Source organism: Bradyrhizobium niftali (assembly GCF_004571025.1).
GTDB lineage: Bacteria > Pseudomonadota > Alphaproteobacteria > Rhizobiales > Xanthobacteraceae > Bradyrhizobium > Bradyrhizobium niftali.
In genome coordinates, this window is the sequence record NZ_SPQT01000019.1 from 135,146 (window position 1) to 151,158 (window position 16,013).

15 protein-coding genes and 1 pseudogene are annotated in these 16,013 nt (G+C 65.0%); 9 read left to right on the forward strand and 7 right to left on the reverse strand.

Annotation, left to right across the window (positions count from 1 at the left end; all coding sequences use genetic code 11):
• The first annotated feature begins 56 nt into the window (after window positions 1–56).
• Window positions 57–1,040: a Bug family tripartite tricarboxylate transporter substrate binding protein gene (locus tag E4K65_RS28895; RefSeq protein ID WP_135177016.1), complete on the forward strand. Its 984-nt coding sequence runs from the start codon at window positions 57–59 to the stop codon at window positions 1,038–1,040.
• A gap of 36 nt (window positions 1,041–1,076) precedes the next feature.
• On the opposite strand, the pseudogene E4K65_RS28900 reads toward E4K65_RS28895, so the two are convergent.
• Window positions 1,077–2,038, reverse strand: a pseudogene (locus E4K65_RS28900) (lytic transglycosylase domain-containing protein).
• Between the two features lie 181 nt (window positions 2,039–2,219).
• On the opposite strand from E4K65_RS28900, the gene E4K65_RS28905 reads away from it, so the two are divergent.
• Entirely contained in the window at window positions 2,220–3,272 is a 1,053-nt protein-coding gene (locus tag E4K65_RS28905) for a L,D-transpeptidase family protein (protein ID WP_135177017.1), read from the forward strand.
• On the opposite strand, the gene E4K65_RS28910 is transcribed toward E4K65_RS28905, so the two are convergent.
• The 3 genes from E4K65_RS28910 to E4K65_RS28920 form a co-directional block, all read right to left on the reverse strand.
• Window positions 3,269–3,544, reverse strand: coding sequence for a hypothetical protein (locus E4K65_RS28910; protein WP_135177018.1), 276 nt, complete (start codon window positions 3,542–3,544; stop codon window positions 3,269–3,271). The two genes, E4K65_RS28905 and E4K65_RS28910, sit on opposite strands and share 4 nt — an antisense overlap.
• A 59-nt stretch (window positions 3,545–3,603) precedes the next feature.
• Window positions 3,604–4,479, reverse strand: a complete 876-nt coding sequence (locus tag E4K65_RS28915) for a VOC family protein (protein WP_135177019.1) — start codon at window positions 4,477–4,479, stop codon at window positions 3,604–3,606.
• 152 nt (window positions 4,480–4,631) lie between these two features.
• Window positions 4,632–5,822, reverse strand: a complete 1,191-nt coding sequence (locus E4K65_RS28920; protein ID WP_167771242.1) for a urate hydroxylase PuuD — start codon at window positions 5,820–5,822, stop codon at window positions 4,632–4,634.
• 236 nt (window positions 5,823–6,058) lie between these two features.
• On the opposite strand from E4K65_RS28920, the gene E4K65_RS28925 reads away from it, so the two are divergent.
• Window positions 6,059–7,399 (forward strand): PQQ-dependent sugar dehydrogenase, encoded by a 1,341-nt coding sequence (locus E4K65_RS28925; RefSeq protein ID WP_135177021.1) that lies wholly within the window; start codon window positions 6,059–6,061, stop codon window positions 7,397–7,399.
• A 233-nt stretch (window positions 7,400–7,632) separates the two neighbouring features.
• Here the strand turns inward: E4K65_RS28925 and E4K65_RS28930 are convergent, their stop codons facing one another.
• Complete coding sequence (locus tag E4K65_RS28930) at window positions 7,633–8,433, reverse strand: SDR family NAD(P)-dependent oxidoreductase (protein WP_135177022.1); 801 nt, start codon at window positions 8,431–8,433, stop codon at window positions 7,633–7,635.
• A gap of 1 nt (window position 8,434) precedes the next feature.
• Window positions 8,435–8,614 carry a hypothetical protein gene (locus E4K65_RS28935; RefSeq protein WP_235885763.1) on the reverse strand — a complete coding sequence of 60 codons (180 nt, stop codon included), beginning with the start codon at window positions 8,612–8,614 and terminating at the stop codon, window positions 8,435–8,437.
• Between the two features lie 232 nt (window positions 8,615–8,846).
• Here E4K65_RS28935 and E4K65_RS28945 point away from each other — a divergent pair, with 232 nt between their 5' ends.
• The 4 genes from E4K65_RS28945 to cyoD are packed head-to-tail and all read left to right on the forward strand — an operon-like array spanning window position 8,847 to window position 12,697.
• Window positions 8,847–9,680 (forward strand): cytochrome ubiquinol oxidase subunit II family protein, encoded by an 834-nt coding sequence (locus E4K65_RS28945; RefSeq protein WP_135177023.1) that lies wholly within the window; start codon window positions 8,847–8,849, stop codon window positions 9,678–9,680.
• Window positions 9,670–11,670, forward strand: a complete 2,001-nt coding sequence (gene cyoB, locus E4K65_RS28950; protein WP_135177024.1) for a cytochrome o ubiquinol oxidase subunit I — start codon at window positions 9,670–9,672, stop codon at window positions 11,668–11,670. The genes E4K65_RS28945 and cyoB overlap by 11 nt, the downstream gene beginning before the upstream one ends.
• Complete coding sequence (locus E4K65_RS28955) at window positions 11,670–12,311, forward strand: cytochrome (ubi)quinol oxidase subunit III (protein ID WP_135177025.1); 642 nt, start codon at window positions 11,670–11,672, stop codon at window positions 12,309–12,311. The genes cyoB and E4K65_RS28955 overlap by 1 nt, the downstream gene beginning before the upstream one ends.
• Window positions 12,308–12,697: a cytochrome o ubiquinol oxidase subunit IV gene (gene cyoD / locus E4K65_RS28960; RefSeq protein WP_135177026.1), complete on the forward strand. Its 390-nt coding sequence runs from the start codon at window positions 12,308–12,310 to the stop codon at window positions 12,695–12,697. Before E4K65_RS28955 ends, cyoD begins: the two co-directional genes overlap by 4 nt.
• A 213-nt stretch (window positions 12,698–12,910) precedes the next feature.
• On the opposite strand, the gene E4K65_RS28965 is transcribed toward cyoD, so the two are convergent.
• Entirely contained in the window at window positions 12,911–13,699 is a 789-nt protein-coding gene (locus E4K65_RS28965) for a thermonuclease family protein (RefSeq protein ID WP_027546376.1), read from the reverse strand.
• A gap of 201 nt (window positions 13,700–13,900) precedes the next feature.
• Here E4K65_RS28965 and E4K65_RS28970 point away from each other — a divergent pair, with 201 nt between their 5' ends.
• Window positions 13,901–15,499 carry a GMC family oxidoreductase gene (locus E4K65_RS28970; RefSeq protein WP_135177027.1) on the forward strand — a complete coding sequence of 533 codons (1,599 nt, stop codon included), beginning with the start codon at window positions 13,901–13,903 and terminating at the stop codon, window positions 15,497–15,499.
• 8 nt (window positions 15,500–15,507) lie between these two features.
• Complete coding sequence (locus E4K65_RS28975) at window positions 15,508–15,951, forward strand: hypothetical protein (protein WP_135177028.1); 444 nt, start codon at window positions 15,508–15,510, stop codon at window positions 15,949–15,951.
• Window positions 15,952–16,013: the final 62 nt, after the last annotated feature.

Here is a 16,013-nt window from a genome sequence, read left to right on the forward strand (position 1 = left end):
AACGCGCCGCACCAACAAACATGCACAAGCGGCACTGAAGTCTGGGGAGAGAAGGAATGCAACGAACGGCTCGCCTGCTGGCAGTGATCGCCGGATTGTGCGCCTGCGCACTGTCGACAGAGGCGCTCGCGCAGAAATATCCGACGCGGCCAGTCAAGGTCATGGTCGGCTTCAGCGCGGGCGGGCCGGTCGATGTCGTCGCGCGGATCATCGGCGACAGGCTGAGCAACAAGCTCGGGCAGCCCTTTGTGGTCGAGAACCGCGCCGGCGCCAACGGCATGATCGCCGCCGAGGGCGTGGCGCGTGCGGATGCGGACGGCTACACGATGCTGGCCTGCAACTCCTCCACCATCACGCTCAACAAGACGCTGTTCAAGGACATTCGCTACGACCCGATAAGCGACTTCGCGCCGCTCACGACCGTGGTGTCGGCGCCGCTGGTGCTGGTGGTCAATCCGGAGAACCCCAGGACCGCCGACATCAAGACCGTGGCCGATCTCGTTGCCGCGGCGAAGGCGCGGCCGGGCGAGCTTGCCTACGGCTCGGGCGGCAACGGCAACCTCGCCCATCTCGCCATGGAGCTGCTCGGCCAGAAGGCCGGCATCAAGATGATCCACGTGCCTTATCGCGGCGGTGCCGCCTCCGAGGTCGGCATTCTCGCGCAGGAGGTGCTGGCGGTGTTCGATCCGCTCTCCGCCGTGCCGCTGGTGAAGGCCGGAAAGCTGCGCGCGCTCGCGGTGTCCTCCGCCGAGCGGCTGCCGTCGTTGCCTGACGTGCCGACGGTTGCGGAGGCAGGCTACCCCGGCTTCGACCTGTCGTTCTGGGTGGGCTTCTTCATGCCGAAGGCTGTGCCCGCTCCGATCCTGGAGACGCTGCACCGGGAGATCGTCGCCGCCGCCAAGGATCCGGCGGTCGAGGAGAAGCTCGGATCGCAGGGCGTCGTCAGCGTGCTCAGCCCGGCCGAGTACGCCGCGAAGATCGCGAAGGAGACCAAGGAGCTCGCCGAGGTCGTGGTGGCGGCGAACATCAAGGCGGAGTGAGGCGCCCGTGGCACTAAAGAGCGTGGCCGGTGTGAGCTAGCTCGAGGAGCGTTCGCGCGCCGCAAAGCGGATCGCACGAGCTTTTGCACTCTTTCCGGCGGCGCGGGCCGCGATCATGCTCCGTGCCTTGCCGTGGGCCCCGGCGTTCTTGCGCAGCAGGATTGCGAACCGCTTGCGTGCACGGCTCGCCGAGAGTCGCGCCGCCAGCTGCTCGGCCTTGCGCATGATGGTGACGACCGACGGTGTCAGGTTCACCGGAACCCAGGCGACGTCCTTCGTCTTGGACAGGCTGCCGACACCTTCGCAAGGCGCTTCGCGCGGCAGGTCGATCCGGATTGCGAGAGCCTCTGCGCGCTCGGTCCAGTCCTCGGCCCTGGTGCCGGTGATGATACGGACATAGTCGCGCGTCTCGCGCGGCAGCTCGCTCTCTCTGGCGAGCCATTTCTGGATGCGGCCGGGACCTGCGTTGTAGGCGGCCGCTGCGAGGCCGAGATTGCCGAAATCGTCACGCAGCTTGCGCAGGAACCTTGCCGATGCGGGCAGCGCCTTGATGGGATCGAAGGGATCATCCAACCCGACCTCGGCCGCCGTCTCCGGCATGAATTGCGCGACGCCCTGTGCGCCGGCCGGGCTGACCTCGTTGGAACGAAAGCGGCTCTCCTGCCAGAGCAGGCGCGCGAAGAACGGCACGGGAATGCCGCTGGCCTCGGCGGCTTCGCGAAGCGCGCGGCAGAACCGTTCAGTCGGTGAAACCGGGGCCTGCGCTACGGGCTCGACCGCGCGTGGCGGTTCGATCGTCTCCTCATAAGCCGCGCGGGCGTTGGCGAGCTCGATGGCCTGCACGCTTGCGAGGAAGAGCTCCACCACTGGAACAAGCGGGGAGGCTCGGTTGTTCTCAACAATGGCGTGGTCGAGGTTGATGTTTGCCGCGACGCCGACGGATCGAGGTCGCACATCAGAATCAGAAACGCGGCGCAAGCCGCGACGACAAATCGCATTGCGTGGACAACCTCGAACTGTGGGATGAACGGCCGGCGATACGCCCGGCGATACGGTGTTTCTTAATCGACCGATTGCGGCAAAGCTGCGATCTCACAGGTTGCGTCGGTGCTACTACGGTGTTCCCGAAGGGAAACTTCCCGTGCGTTTGCGGGCATCTGCGAAGCGGGACGAGTGAACATGATGCGATGGATCTTCGGTGCGGTGATTTCGCTGTGGCTTGCGGTCCCGGCCGTCGCGGGCAATCTTGGCGCCGCAGCCGTGAATGACGCTGCGCGCCCTGCAAGACAGCCGGCCGCCGACAAGGTCGATGCATCCGTGGTGAAGCTTCAGATCCTGCTCGATCGTGCGCAATTCTCTCCCGGCGAGATCGACGGCAAATTCGGCGAGAACGCGCAGAAGGCGCTGAAGGCATTCGCGGAGCAGAACGGCATCGCGTCCGACAAGGGCATCGCGTCCGACAAGGGTATCGCGCCGGAGCTGTGGGACAAGTTGAATGCCGCGAGCGAAAGCCCTGTCGTCGTCGACTACAGGATCGGCGATGCGGATGTGAAAGGGCCGTTCCTGAAGGCGCTGCCGGCGAAGCTCGACGACATGAAGTCACTGGAGGCGCTGAACTACACCAGCCCTCTCGAGGGGCTCGCCGAGAAATTCCACGTGAGTGCGGATCTGCTCAAGGCCCTCAATCCCGGCAAGTCCTTCGACAAGGCCGGCGAGACCATCATCGTCGCGAATGTTCCGGCACGGCGAGAGCTGCCGCGTGCTGCGCGGCTCGAGGTCGACAAGAAGAACGGGACATTGAAGGCGTTCGACGGCACTGGCCGCCTGGTCGCGTTCTATCCGGCGTCAATCGGCAGTCCGGATCGGCCGACGCCGAGCGGGACGCTCAAGATCACCTCGACCAATGACAAGCCGACTTATCACTACAATCCGGAGTACAGGTTCAGCAGCGTCAGATCCAGAAAGCCGTTCGATGTCAAACCCGGGCCCAACAATCCGGTCGGTTCGTACTGGATCGGCCTGTCGGCGCAGGGCTACGGCATTCACGGGACGGCGGAGCCCGACAGGGTGAGCAAGTCCGCGTCCCACGGCTGCATCAGGCTCACCAATTGGGACGTTCGGGCGCTGGGCGACAGCGTCAAGCGCGGCACGCCGGTCGTCTTCCTCGATGCTCCGACGGACTCTTCGTCGAAGCAGCAGGGAAGGCCGGCCGCCAGGCGCGCAGCGAACTAATCCTTCGGAAAATCCTTGCGCATCGCGATCTCGGCGGCATCGCCGGGCGACAGCACGGTCTGTTCGAAGGCCGGTTGCGGCCTCGTCAGGATGTCGTAGAGCGAGATGCCCTTGATGGGCTTGCCCATCAGCTCGCGGACGCAGTCGGCGAGCGTGCCGTTGTAGACGAGATAGGGCGGACCCCGGTCCTTCTGCCTCTCGCCCTTCAGCGACGGCCACTTCTTCAGTTCGGCCGGTGCGTCATAGACGATCGGCGATCCTTCTTTGAACATGCGTCTGGCCCCGGGCGGCTGGATAGGCTGGAAGCCTAGAGCCGCCCGGTAAACGCTTGTTAAAGAATTAGTTCAAACCAGCCGGCAACGAAGGCGAGCAGGGTGCCGTTGGCCTTGGCCGGCGGCACGACGATGGCAGACCCGCTGCGCAGCGCCGCCGCGCCCAGCGCCTTCTCGGTTGCCGCGAGATCGCCGCTGACGAGCACCAGCGCCGCGCCGCCGCGCTCGGAGAGGCCCGCGAGCGGCACGCCGGGATAGCGTTTGCCGAGCTGGTCCAGCGTCAGATAGACGAAGTCGGCACGATCGCCGCCGGAGGGCACGCTGACCGCGCCGTCGGCCTCCGCCTGCGGCTCGCGGTCGATCAGGCGCGCGAGGTGCGCGGCTTCCTTCGCCGGCTCGGGCGTTGCGATCAGCGTCTGCCTGATCCGCTTTGCCGCATTGGCGTGCTTCATCAGCTCGGGAATCCACACGGTCTCGCGGGTCTTGTGCTGGCAGGCGAAGATGCGCACGCCGCCCGGCGCTTCGGCGGTCGGCCACATGAAGGTGCGGAATTTCGCCGCCGAGACCGTGCCATCAGGCAGCGTCACCGGCCGCTCGAAATCGGTCGGGCCGATCGGCGTCAGGCCACGCGCGCGGATTTCCTCCGCGCCGGCGGCGCTGTCGACCGCCGTGAAGGCGATGCGCTCGATGCCTTCGCCGCGCGTGTCCAGGAAGGCGCGGGCCGGCGCATTGTGCTCGGTCGCGGCCAGCACGCCGAGCAGCTCCATGTAGTCCGGGTCGAACATGATGGTGTAGTTGCCGGTGCCCATATGCGCGCTGTGGGTGCCGCGCGGCGACACCGTGAAGCCGAGCTGCCGGTAGTTCTCAGCGGCCTTGTCGAGGTCCTTCACCATGACCACGGCGTGGTCGATACCGATGACGTTCTTGAGGGCCACTGTGATTTCCCCGCGGCAGATGCAGATTGGATTTGGACGGCACGAGCGGCCGCTGTTCCTGTCTACGCCGGATGGACGATCAAGTCATTTTCAAATCGGCGGGACATGCGGAAATTTCATTCCGCGAAACGCGATATCGACGCGTGATGGCGTCAGCGCGCCTGCTCGATATAGGCGGCGAGGATGGCACGCTCCTCGCTGGTCATTTCGGTGATGTTGCCGGGCGGCATCGCGGTGGACCAGGCCGCGACGCGGCCGATCAGGCGGATGTTGCGCTGGATGTGCTCGGGCGCGTCGAGCAATATGCCCTTCGGCGCGGTGACGATCCCGGCCCAGACCGGTTCGGCCGCATGGCACATGCTGCACCGGGACATCACGATCTCCTCGACATTGGCGACCGTGGGCTGCACCGACAGTGCGCCGGTCTTCACCTCGCGCGGGCCGGCTGCGGAGAGGAAAAGGATCGCGATCACCCCCGCGGCGGCGACACCCCACACCCACCACGGCGATTTCCGCCCGGCGTGACGCTCGTTGAAGAAGTGGCGGATCACGGGGCCGAGCGCCAGGATGATCGCGACAATGATCCAGTTGAAGCGGGTGGCGTAGAGCAGGGGATAGTGGTTGCTGATCATCAGCACGACGACGGGAAGCGTCAGGTAGTTGTTGTGGACCGAACGCTCCTTGCTGGTCTTGCCGAGCTTCGGATCGGGCGCCTGTCCCGCGATCAGCGCCGCCACGATCTTCTTCTGGTTCGGGATGATCAGCGTGAAGACGTTGGCGACCATGATGGTGCCGATGATCGCTGCGATCTGGTTGAACGCGCCGCGGCCGCTCAGCACATGGGTGAAAGCGTAGGTCAGTGCGACCAGGAACAGGTAGCCGCCGATGGCGAACGGCAGCTCGCGCTGCGCAAGCCCGGTGCGGCAGGCGACCTCGTAGAGCGCCCATGCCAGAGCCAGGCTGAGGAAGCTGAACAGCCCGGCCTGGAATGGCGTGAGGTCGAGGATCGACTTGTCGACCAGGAACAGATCGGCCTCGAGATAATAGACCACCACCATCAGCGCGAAGCCGGACAGCCAGGTGGTGTAGGCCTCCCATTTGAACCACGTCAGCTCGTCCGGCATCCGGGTGGGCGCGACGAGGTATTTCATGATCCGGTAGAAGCCGCCGCCATGGACCTGCCAGGCTTCGCCCTGCACGCCATCAGGCAGATCGCTCCTGGGTTTGAGGCTGAGGTCGAGAGCGATGAAATAGAAGGAACTGCCGATCCAGGCGATCGCCGCCACCACGTGCAGCCAGCGGAGCAGCAGGCTCGCCCATTCCGATATGATGGATCCCCACATGATCACCCCATCAGGTGCGACACAAATGCCGCAGCTTTGATGACCGCAACCGGCGGTCGTGCCCTTACAATGTGTCGCACCGATCAACGGCATTTTCCAGTACGATGGGGCGCGGGTGATGCACATCGTGCGGGCATGAGCTGATGTGGGATTCGGCAGGCGTTTGACCCGCCGCAGAACGTTTACGGATCGATCGGCGTTGACGTTCGAGACGTGCAGGCCGGGAGGAAGACGACGTGAAGAACCGGATTTCGACAGCGGTGATGTCCGCGGGGTTGCTGGTCGCTTCTGCGACATTTGCGCGGGCCGAGCCGGTGCTGCAAGGCCAGGACGCCTATGGCAATTGGCAGGCCGACAAGCCCGGCACGGTCAGGCTGATCCGGCCGCAGGATCTCGCCCGGCCCAATGCCACGCCCTCGGTCGCAAGCTTCTCGAAGGTGGTGCCGCGTCCGCCGGAGGCCGCGCTTCAGGTGCCGGCGGGCTTCAAGATCGAGCTGTTCGCGGAAGGCCTGCGTGCGCCGCGCATCGTGCGCGTGGCGCCGAACGGCGACGTCTTCGTCGCGGAGACGCGGGCCGGCACCATCCGCGTGCTGCGCGCCGGCGAGGGCGGCAAGGTCGCGACCAACGAGGTGTTTGCCAGCGGCCTGCGGCAGCCGTTCGGCATTGCCTTCCTTCCGAACGGCGACAATCCGCAATGGGTCTATGTCGCCAACACCGACAGCGTCGTCCGCTTTCCCTATCAGGCCGGTGACCTCAAGGCGCGCGGCAAGGCCGAGACGATCGTGGCGAGCCTGCCGCATGACGGCGGCCATTCCACCCGCGACATCGTCTTCACGCCTGACAACAAGCGCATGCTGATTTCGGTCGGCTCGCTCAGCAACGTCGCCGAGGGCATGGGCACGCCGCCGGGCGGGATGGATGCGTGGTCGAAAACGCAGCCGCTCGGTGCGGCCTGGGCCAGCGAAACCGAGCGTGCTACCGTGCTGGCCTTCAATCCCGATGGCAAGGAGCGGAAGATCTACGCCACCGGCATCCGCAATTGCGTCGGCCTCGCGATCCAGCCGCAGACCGGCCTGCCGTGGTGCTCGACCAACGAACGCGACGGCCTCGGCGACGACCTCGTGCCCGACTACGTCACCAGCGTGATGGAGGGCGCCTTCTACGGCTGGCCTTGGTTCTATATCGGCGGCAACGAAGACCCGCGCCATGCCGGCGCGCGGCCCGGCCTCAAGGACAAGGTGACGATTCCCGACGTGCTGATACAGCCGCACTCGGCCTCGCTCGGCATGACCTTCTATCAGGGCGCGCAGTTTCCGTCCGAATACCAGGGCGACGCCTTCGCCGCCGAGCACGGCTCCTGGAACCGCTCGAAGCGCACCGGCTACAAGGTGATCCGTATCAGGATGAAGGACGGCAAGCCGACCGGCGAGTACGAGGATTTCGTCACGGGGTTTGTGGTGAGTGACACGGAGGTGTGGGGGAGGCCGGTGGGCGTAGCCGTGGCGAAGGACGGATCCTTGCTGGTGTCGGAGGATGGCAACGGCACGATCTGGCGGGTGACAAGCACGCGGCAGTGATAGTGCTTTCCCTCTCCCCTTGTGGGAGAGGGTGGCTCGACGCGTAGCGGCGAGACGGGTGAGGGGTTCTCTCCGCGAGTCCCTTCGCCAGTTGAGTTCGCAGAGAGAGACCCCTCATCCGGCGCCATAGCCGAAGCTTCGCTTCGGCGTTCTTAAGAACGGCGGCCGAAGGCCGCCTATGCCACCTTCTCCCACAAGGGGAGAAGGGAAGGGGCACTGCGCTCTGCCTCGACCTACCCCCGTCTCACACTCGCCCCGCCGTCCACCGGCAGCGTCACGCCGGTGATGAAATTCGCCTCGTCCGACGCCAGGAACAGCGCGGCATTGGCGACGTCCCATCCCGTTCCCATCTTCTTGCGCAGCGGCACCTTGCTGTCGCGTTCGGCTTCGACTTCGGCGCGGGTCTTGTGCCATTCGCGGGCGCGGGTATCGACGGCCATCGGCGTGTTCATCAGGCCGGGCAGGATGACGTTGGCGCGAATGCCGTATTCGGCGTTCTGGTAGGCGAGCTGTTCGGTGAAGGCGATCATCGCCGACTTCGTCGCCTTGTAGGCGACATAAGGGTAGGTGGTGATCGCGGCCATCGAGGAGATGTTGATGATGGCGCCGCTGTGCTGCGCGCGCATGATCGGGATCACTTCTTTCGCAGCGAGAATGCAGCTCTTCAGATTGATGGCGACGACGCGGTCGAACGCCTCTTCGGTGATCTCCAGCAATTCGGCATCGCCGCCGGACAGGCTGACGCCGACATTGTTGTGCAGGACGTCGATCCGGCCCCAGCGTGTCTGGGCGTCCTTGACCATCGCCTTGATGTCCGCGGCCTTGGTCACGTCCGCCTTGAAGGCTGCGGCGGTGCCGTTCGTCTCGGCGATCATCGCGACGGTTTCCTGTGCCGATTCCAGATGATGATCGACGCACAACACCTTGGCGCCCTCGCGCGCGAAGGTCAGCGCGGTGGCGCGGCCGTTGCCCATGCCTTCGCCGGGGCTCTGGCCGGCGCCGACGACGATTGCAACCTTGTCCTTCAAGCGCATGTCAGTTCACTCCGGGGATCGGGTACTGCTGGAGTACCTCTTTGTAAGCGGGCTCGTTGTCGGCACCTGCGCGGGCCAGCAGAATTGCTGCAGCGCGGCCGTTGCCGATGCCGTCGCCCGCGGCGCCGCTGATGAGCGCCACCTTGCCGGCGAGGCCGGCATCGTCCTCAGGGCCCTGCATCGCGTTTCATCCTGATAATTTCGTGCAAACTAGCAATGGAGTGCGGAGGTGAGAAGGCCGGCCGTCCCGCGTAGATGTCATTGACATCACATGGAATTGCATGCCGCCGGACGGCACGGCGCGCGATTGAGCGGGCGTGTTGCGGAACCGTTCTACCGAGCTTGCGTTTGTTGCGGGGGCTTTTCCGCGCTAGGCTCTCGCCTGGGGTTTCCCAATCGCCAGTGGCTTGCCGATGAATCTGCTCGATCCACAAGGGCCGGTGGCTACCGCCAACAGCACCATCCTGGTCGATTCCGTCTTCATCATGCTGGCGATCGTGGTGCCGACCATCATCGCGATCCTGGCGTTCGCGTTCTGGTTTCGCGCGTCCAACACGAAAGCGCGCTTCCAGCCCGACTTCGTCTATTCCGGGCGCGTCGAGATGGTGGTGTGGGCGATCCCGGCGCTCACCGTGATCCTGCTCGGCGGCGTCGCGTGGATCGGCTCGCACCAGCTCGATCCCGCCGCGCCCGTGCCGGGCACCGGCAGTCCGGTCCGCATCCAGGCGGTCTCGCTCGACTGGAAATGGCTCTTCATCTATCCGGACCAGCGCATCGCCACCGTCAACACGCTGACGGTGCCGGCCGGCGCCGAGCTGAATTTCCAGCTGACGTCGTCGAGCGTGATGAACGTGTTCTTCATCCCGCAGCTCGGCAGCATGATCTACACCATGAACGGCATGGTGACGAAGCTGAACCTGCGTGCCGACAATGAGGGCAAGTTGCAAGGTCTGTCGGCGCATTTCTCCGGCGACGGCTTTCCCGACATGATGTTCGACGTCAACGTGATCTCGCCGCTCGCCTTTCCGGATTGGGTCGCGACCACGGCGAAGTCCGATGCCGTGCTGAACGAGGAGAGCTACACGAAGCTGATGCAGCAGGGCATCGAGAGGGGCAGGCCGACCTATCGCCTCGAAGATCCCCGCCTGTTCGACCTGATCGCGACCCAGCACATTCCGCCAGGGCCCGGCCCGGAGCTGCTCTCCGATGCCGGCCGGCCGCACAGTGGAGGCCACGATGCTCGGTAAGCTCGATTGGTCGGCCATTCCATTTGATCAGCCCATTCCGCTCATCGCCGGCGCCGTGGTGCTGGTCGCGATCCTCGGCGTGCTGATCTGGGTCGTGGTGAAAGGGCATCTGCCCTATCTCTGGCACGAGTGGATCACCAGCGTCGACCACAAGCGCATCGGCGTGATGTACATCCTGCTGGCCTCGGTGATGCTGCTGCGCGGCGGCAGCGACGCGATCATGATGCGGATCCAGCAGGCTGTGGCCTACCAGTCGCAGGGCTATCTGCCGCCGGAGCATTACAACCAGATCTTTTCGGCCCACGGCACCATCATGATCTTCTTCGTCGCGATGCCGTTCGTGATCGGTCTGATGAACCTGGTCGTTCCGCTCCAGCTCGGCGTGCGCGACGTCGCGTTTCCGACGCTCAATTCGGTCGGCTTCTGGCTGACCGCGACCGGCGCGCTGCTGGTCAATCTCTCGCTCGTGATCGGCGAGTTCGCCCGCACCGGCTGGCTCGCCTTTCCGCCGCTGTCGGGACTGTCCTATTCGCCGGGCGTCGGCGTCGACTACTACGCCTGGTCGCTGCAGATCTCCGGCGTCGGCACGCTGGTCGCCGGCATCAATCTCGTCACGACCGTACTGAAGCTGCGCACCAGGGGCATGAACTATCTGCGCATGCCGATGTTCTGCTGGACCACGCTGGCCTCCAATCTCCTGATCGTCGCGGCGTTTCCGATCCTCACCGCCACGCTCGCGATGCTGCTGCTCGACCGTTACCTCGGCTTCCACTTCTTCACCAACGAGGCCGGCGGCAACGTCATGATGTTCATGAACCTGATCTGGGCGTGGGGCCATCCTGAGGTCTACATCCTGGTGCTGCCGGCCTTCGGCATCTTCTCCGAGGTGGTTTCGACCTTTTCCGGCAAGGCGCTGTTCGGCTATCGCTCCATGGTGCTGGCCACCATGGCGATCTGCGTCATCTCCTTCATGGTCTGGCTGCACCATTTCTTCACGATGGGCGCCGGCCCCGATGTCAACGCCATCTTCGGCATCGCCAGCATGATCATCGCGGTGCCGACCGGGGTGAAGATCTACAACTGGTTGTTCACGATGTATGGCGGCCGCATCCGCTTCGCGACGCCGATGCTGTGGGCGGTCGGCTTCATGGTCACCTTCATCATCGGCGGCCTGACGGGCGTGCTGGTCGCGGTGCCGCCGGCCGACTTCATGCTCCACAACAGCATGTTCCTGGTGGCGCACTTCCACAACGTCATCATCGGCGGCGTGTTGTTCGGCGCGTTCGCCGGTTTCGAATACTGGTTTCCGAAGGCGTTCGGCTTCCGCCTCGACGAGCGCTGGGGCAAGCTCGCGTTCTGGTTCACCTTCCTCGGTTTCTACGTCACCTTCATGCCGCTCTATGTCGCCGGCATGCTCGGCATGACCAGGCGCTTGCAGCATTACGACGTCGCGGCGTGGCGGCCCTGGATGCTGGTTGCGGCGGCCGGCATGGCGGTGCTGACGATCGGGGTGATCTGCCAGATCATGCAGCTCGTCGTCAGCATCAGGAATCGCGAGGCCCTGCGCGACCGTACCGGCGATCCCTGGGACGGGCGCTCGCTGGAATGGGCGACCTCGTCGCCGCCGCCGGTCTTCAACTTCGCTTTCAGTCCCGATGTGCGCGGCGAGGATGCCTATTGGGACATGAAGACCCATGCCCGGCAGCAATCGCTCGAGCACGAGGTGCCCGAGTATCACGACATCGAAATGCCCCGGAACTCGCCGACCGGCTTCGTCTGCGCGTTCTTCGCCACCATCATGGGCTTTGCGCTGATCTGGCACATCTGGTGGATGGTGATCCTGGGCGGCATCGGCGCGTTCGCGACCTTCGTCGTGTTCGCCTGGCGCGACCATGACGAATACGTCATCCCGGCTGAGGAAGTCGCCCGCATCGACCGCATCAATCTCGAGGAACGTCGCAGCCTCGTCAGCATGGCGGGGGCGCTCTGATGTCGATGACCGCGACTGTCGGCCGTGCGCATGCCGATCCCCATCATATCGGGCTCGTCGTCGAGCATCCCGGGCCGGCGTCGAAGCGGATCGTGACCGCCTACGGCTTCTGGGTCTTCCTGCTCTCCGACATCGTGATGTTCTCCTGCTTCTTTGCGGCCTATGCGGTGCTGTCCGGCCAGACCGCCGACGGCCCCAAGGGCTCGGAAATCTTCGAGCAGCGCAACGTCGCGATCGAGACGGTCTGCCTGCTGCTGTCGAGCTTCACCTGCGGCATGGCCAGCATCGCCGCCGACGTGCGCAACCGGTTCTGGTTCTATCTCGGCATGGCCGTGACCTGCGTGCTCGGGCTCATCTTCCTCGCCATCGAGTTCCGCGAATTCGCCGATCTCGTCGCGCGCGGCTACGGCCCCTCGCGCAGCGCGTTCCTGACGTCGTTCTTCTCGCTGGTCGGCTGCCATGGCCTGCACGTCTCCGCCGGCGTGCTGTGGCTGCTCACCATGATGGCCCAGGTTTTTGCAAAAGGCTTTCGCGCCGACGTGTTGCGGCGGATGATGTGCTTTGCGCTGTTCTGGCACGCCCTCGACATCATCTGGGTCGGGGTGTTCTCTGTCGTCTATTTGCTTGGGGGTGGCGCATGAGCGATCAGACCCATGTTCCGGCCGGGCACGATCTCGCGCCGGGCGAGGAAGAGCAGCATAGCGTCGGCGCGCGCATCCTCGGCTACGTCGTCGGCCTCGCACTCGCGCTGCTGCTCACGGCGACGTCGTTCTTCATCGCCGGCACCGACCTGGTCTGGCAGCCTTCCATTCCCGTCGCGCTGATCGTGCTCGCGATCGCGCAGATGGGCGTGCACTTGGTGTTCTTCCTGCACATCACGACCGGCCCCGACAACACCAACAACGTGCTGGCGCTCGCCTTCGGGCTGCTGGTCGTCTTCCTCGTGGTCGGCGGCACCGTGTGGATCATGGCACATCTCAACCAGAACATGCCGCCGATGGACCAGATCATGCCGATGCGGAAGTAGGGGCACAAAAAAGAAGAGCCGCTTGTTTGTGACAAGCGGCCCAAGTCTAGGGAGGAAACGCCCGAGCAAAGACAATCCAATGAGGATCGTCTGCCAAGGAAGCGCTCGCGCAAAGCGCGTGCGCACGTTGATAAGTGCAGCAACTCGCCATGGAGTTCAATTCCGGATCAATACTGTCTCCGGGTACCGCTCACGGCCGCGTGAACGACGCGTTCACTTCGGCCGGCGGCAATTATAGGCCTTGCGGAAGCCGGCGGCCTGGGCGTCGTCCTCCGAGCAGAACCAGCGGTCCGGCTTGGTGGTCGCCGGATAGCTCGGGCAGCCCCGCAGATGATAGATGCCGATATTGCCGGTGACGCGGGCGCGCACCGCAAGCTTTCCCTTGATGCCGCAACTCGGCGGCATGGTCAGTTCGTCCGGAAACAGCACGGCGCGGATTTCCTTGTCGCGGTCCGGCCGGCAGGCGGCGCCCAGGAGTGCGCCGTCCTTCTTGCCGGTCCGGAATTCTTGCGGTGCAACAAAACAGCCCTTCCAGATTCCGGACGAGGCGGTCTTGGCTTCGGCTGCCGCCGGCTTGACGTTGGCCTTGATCGGCTCGCGGGCGATGGCGAAGCCGAGCTTCACCAATTGCTCGTTCAGGCTGGCCTTGTCGCCCTCGGCCGTGCAGATCGCACGGTGGCGTTTGCCGAAGCTCTTTTCCGGCCCGACATCGTCACAGCGTACCGCCCGTTTGCCGATCAGCTTGGCCAGCTGATCGCGGGCCTCGATGCCGCAGGTCCAGGGATCGGCGTGATCGTCGATGCAGACCTGGTCGAGCTCGGGCGCGTCGACGCCGTCGAGCCGATAGGTGACGTCGCCAAGCTGGATGGAATTGGCGTCCCGGACGGTCGCCGTCGCGGTCAGTGCGAACCCAGGCGCTGAGGAGGCCAGAAATCCGGGCAGAGCAAGAAACAAAACAAGCGCGAAAGCGCGGGCGGCGGCAAATGAATTCTCGAAGGACATACGGTCTCGCTATCGATTGCTCTCTCGTCTCGTTCCTAGCATCCGGATGTGGCGATACCAATGGTCTGCGCCCTGCGAAGTGCGACATTCCGGCCCCGCGGCTTTACTCAGCCGTCGCTCTGACCCTATCGTTTGCGCCGGCCTTGCGGACTGCGGAGGCCGAATCGCCCGGGAAGCGGCGAGGGGGAGGAAAAGGTCGCGATGAAAGACCCCGTGGACGTCCTGATCATCGGCGCCGGCGCTTCAGGCGCGGCGGTGGCGTGGTCGCTGGCCGAGACCAAGATGCACATTCTCTGCCTGGAGCAGGGCGGCTGGATGAACCCGGCGGAATATCCCAGCACGGGCCGGGATTGGGAAGCCAAGTTCTACGGCGAGTGGTCGTCGAGCCCGAACGTCCGCGGTCGGCCCGAGGACTATCCGATCAACGACGACAATTCGCCGATCAAGGTCGTCAACTACAATGCGGTCGGCGGCTCGACGGTGATGTACACCGCGCACTGGCCGCGGCTGCATCCCTCCGATTTCAAGGTGAAGACGCTCGACGGCGTCGCCGACGACTGGCCGATCGACTACGACGCGCTGACCCCGTTCTTCGACGAGAACGATCGCATGATGGGCACGTCCGGCCTGTCGGGCGATCCGCTCTCGCCGCTGACGCATCCGCCGATGCCGCAACAGCCGATGGGATTGTCCGGTGCGATCATCGGCAGGGCCATGAACAAGCTCGGCTGGCACTGGTGGCCGTCGGACACGACGGTTGCGACCATGGATTATGAGGGCCGGGCGCGCTGCATCAATCTTGGCCATTGCACGCCGGCCTGCGCGCAAGGTGCCAAATCCTCGACCGATATCACCTATTGGCCGCACGCGGTCCGCGCCGGTGTCGAGCTGCGCACCCATTGCCGGGTGCGCGAGATCACCACCGACGAGAGCGGCATGGCCTCGGGCGTGGTCTATTACGACAAGGACGGTGTCGAGCAGTTCCAGCCGGCGCATGTCGTCATCATCGCCTGTAACGGTGTCGGTACGCCGCGGCTGCTGCTGAACTCCGCGTCGGGCCGCTTTCCGAACGGACTTGCCAATTCGTCGGGTCTCGTCGGCAAGAACCTGATGTTCCATCCCTATGCGCAGATCTACGGCTATGTGAAGGAGCCGACCGATAGCAACCGCGCGCCACCGACCTGCCTGTGGAGCAAGGAATGGTATGACACCGACCTGTCGCGCGGCTTCGTGCGCGGCTACGGCGTCCAGTTCGTGCGCGGGGCAGGGCCGGTGTTCGAGGCCGTCGTCAGCGAGCAGAAGGGCATTCTGCCCTGGGGCGCCGATCATCACCGCGTGTTCCGCAAGCTCAACGGCCATCGCTTAGGTTTCTCCGCGATCTGCGAGGACCTGCCGGAAGAGCACAATCGCGTCACGCTCGATCCCGTCCTGAAGGACAGTCACGGCATTCCCGCGCCGAAGATCGACTACACGATCAGCGAGAACAGCCGGAAGATGATGGAGCATGCGCTGGCGCGCGGCCGGGAGGTGCTCGAGACCGCGGGGGCGACCGACATCTGCGTCAACTCGCCGATCCCGTGGGGCGGCTGGCACCTGCTCGGCACCGCGCGGATGGGCACCGATCCCGAACGCTCCGTCGTCAACGAATGGGGCCGCTCGCACGACGTGAAGAACCTCTTCATCGTCGACGGCAGCATCTTCGTCACCTCGGGCGGCGTGAACCCGACGTCCACCATCCAGGCCCTCGCGCTGTACATCGCCGACCAGATGAAGCAGCGCCTCGCCAATTTGTTCGACTGAGGATTCTTATGACCGAACAGATCACCCTCACGCCGCGACAGCGCCAGGATTTGCGCACCATCGCCGCGATGATCATTCCACCGAGCGAGGAATACCGGGTCCCCGGCGCCGATGACGAGATCATCCAGGCCGACATTCTTGCAACCCTCGGCCGCGACACGAGGCCGGTCGTGGCTGCGCTCGATCATCTGGCGCGGCTTGCCGGCATGCCGCTGGCGGACCTCGAAGCCGCCGCGCGCGATGGCGTCGTGCAGCAGTTCCGCAGCTCCGGCGGCGCGGCAACTCTCGTCCGCGTGGTGCTGCAATGCTACTACCGCGACGACCGCGTGTTGCGCTCGCTCGGGCTGGAGCTGCGCGCGCCGTTCCCCAGGGGGTATGTGCTCCCGGACGGCGACTGGTCGCTGCTCGACCCGGTCAAGGCAAGAGGGGGCGCGCTGCGGCGGGCGCCCTAGCCACCTGGGCAGTCCAGCCCTGCGCCCCAGGCGGATCCCTTGCGCTGGCAGGAACAGGCCAC

Coding starts and splice junctions, on each gene's coding strand:
- E4K65_RS28895 (WP_135177016.1), top strand. CDS start 57: ATGCAACGAACGGCTCGCCTGCTGGCAGTGATCGCCGGATTGTGCGCC.
- E4K65_RS28905 (WP_135177017.1), top strand. CDS start 2,220: ATGATGCGATGGATCTTCGGTGCGGTGATTTCGCTGTGGCTTGCGGTC.
- E4K65_RS28910 (WP_135177018.1), bottom strand. CDS start 3,544: ATGTTCAAAGAAGGATCGCCGATCGTCTATGACGCACCGGCCGAACTG.
- E4K65_RS28920 (WP_167771242.1), bottom strand. CDS start 5,822: ATGTGGGGATCCATCATATCGGAATGGGCGAGCCTGCTGCTCCGCTGG.
- E4K65_RS28930 (WP_135177022.1), bottom strand. CDS start 8,433: ATGCGCTTGAAGGACAAGGTTGCAATCGTCGTCGGCGCCGGCCAGAGC.
- E4K65_RS28935 (WP_235885763.1), bottom strand. CDS start 8,614: ATGCAGGGCCCTGAGGACGATGCCGGCCTCGCCGGCAAGGTGGCGCTC.
- E4K65_RS28945 (WP_135177023.1), top strand. CDS start 8,847: ATGAATCTGCTCGATCCACAAGGGCCGGTGGCTACCGCCAACAGCACC.
- cyoB (WP_135177024.1), top strand. CDS start 9,670: ATGCTCGGTAAGCTCGATTGGTCGGCCATTCCATTTGATCAGCCCATT.
- E4K65_RS28955 (WP_135177025.1), top strand. CDS start 11,670: ATGTCGATGACCGCGACTGTCGGCCGTGCGCATGCCGATCCCCATCAT.
- cyoD (WP_135177026.1), top strand. CDS start 12,308: ATGAGCGATCAGACCCATGTTCCGGCCGGGCACGATCTCGCGCCGGGC.
- E4K65_RS28965 (WP_027546376.1), bottom strand. CDS start 13,699: ATGTCCTTCGAGAATTCATTTGCCGCCGCCCGCGCTTTCGCGCTTGTT.
- E4K65_RS28970 (WP_135177027.1), top strand. CDS start 13,901: ATGAAAGACCCCGTGGACGTCCTGATCATCGGCGCCGGCGCTTCAGGC.
- E4K65_RS28975 (WP_135177028.1), top strand. CDS start 15,508: ATGACCGAACAGATCACCCTCACGCCGCGACAGCGCCAGGATTTGCGC.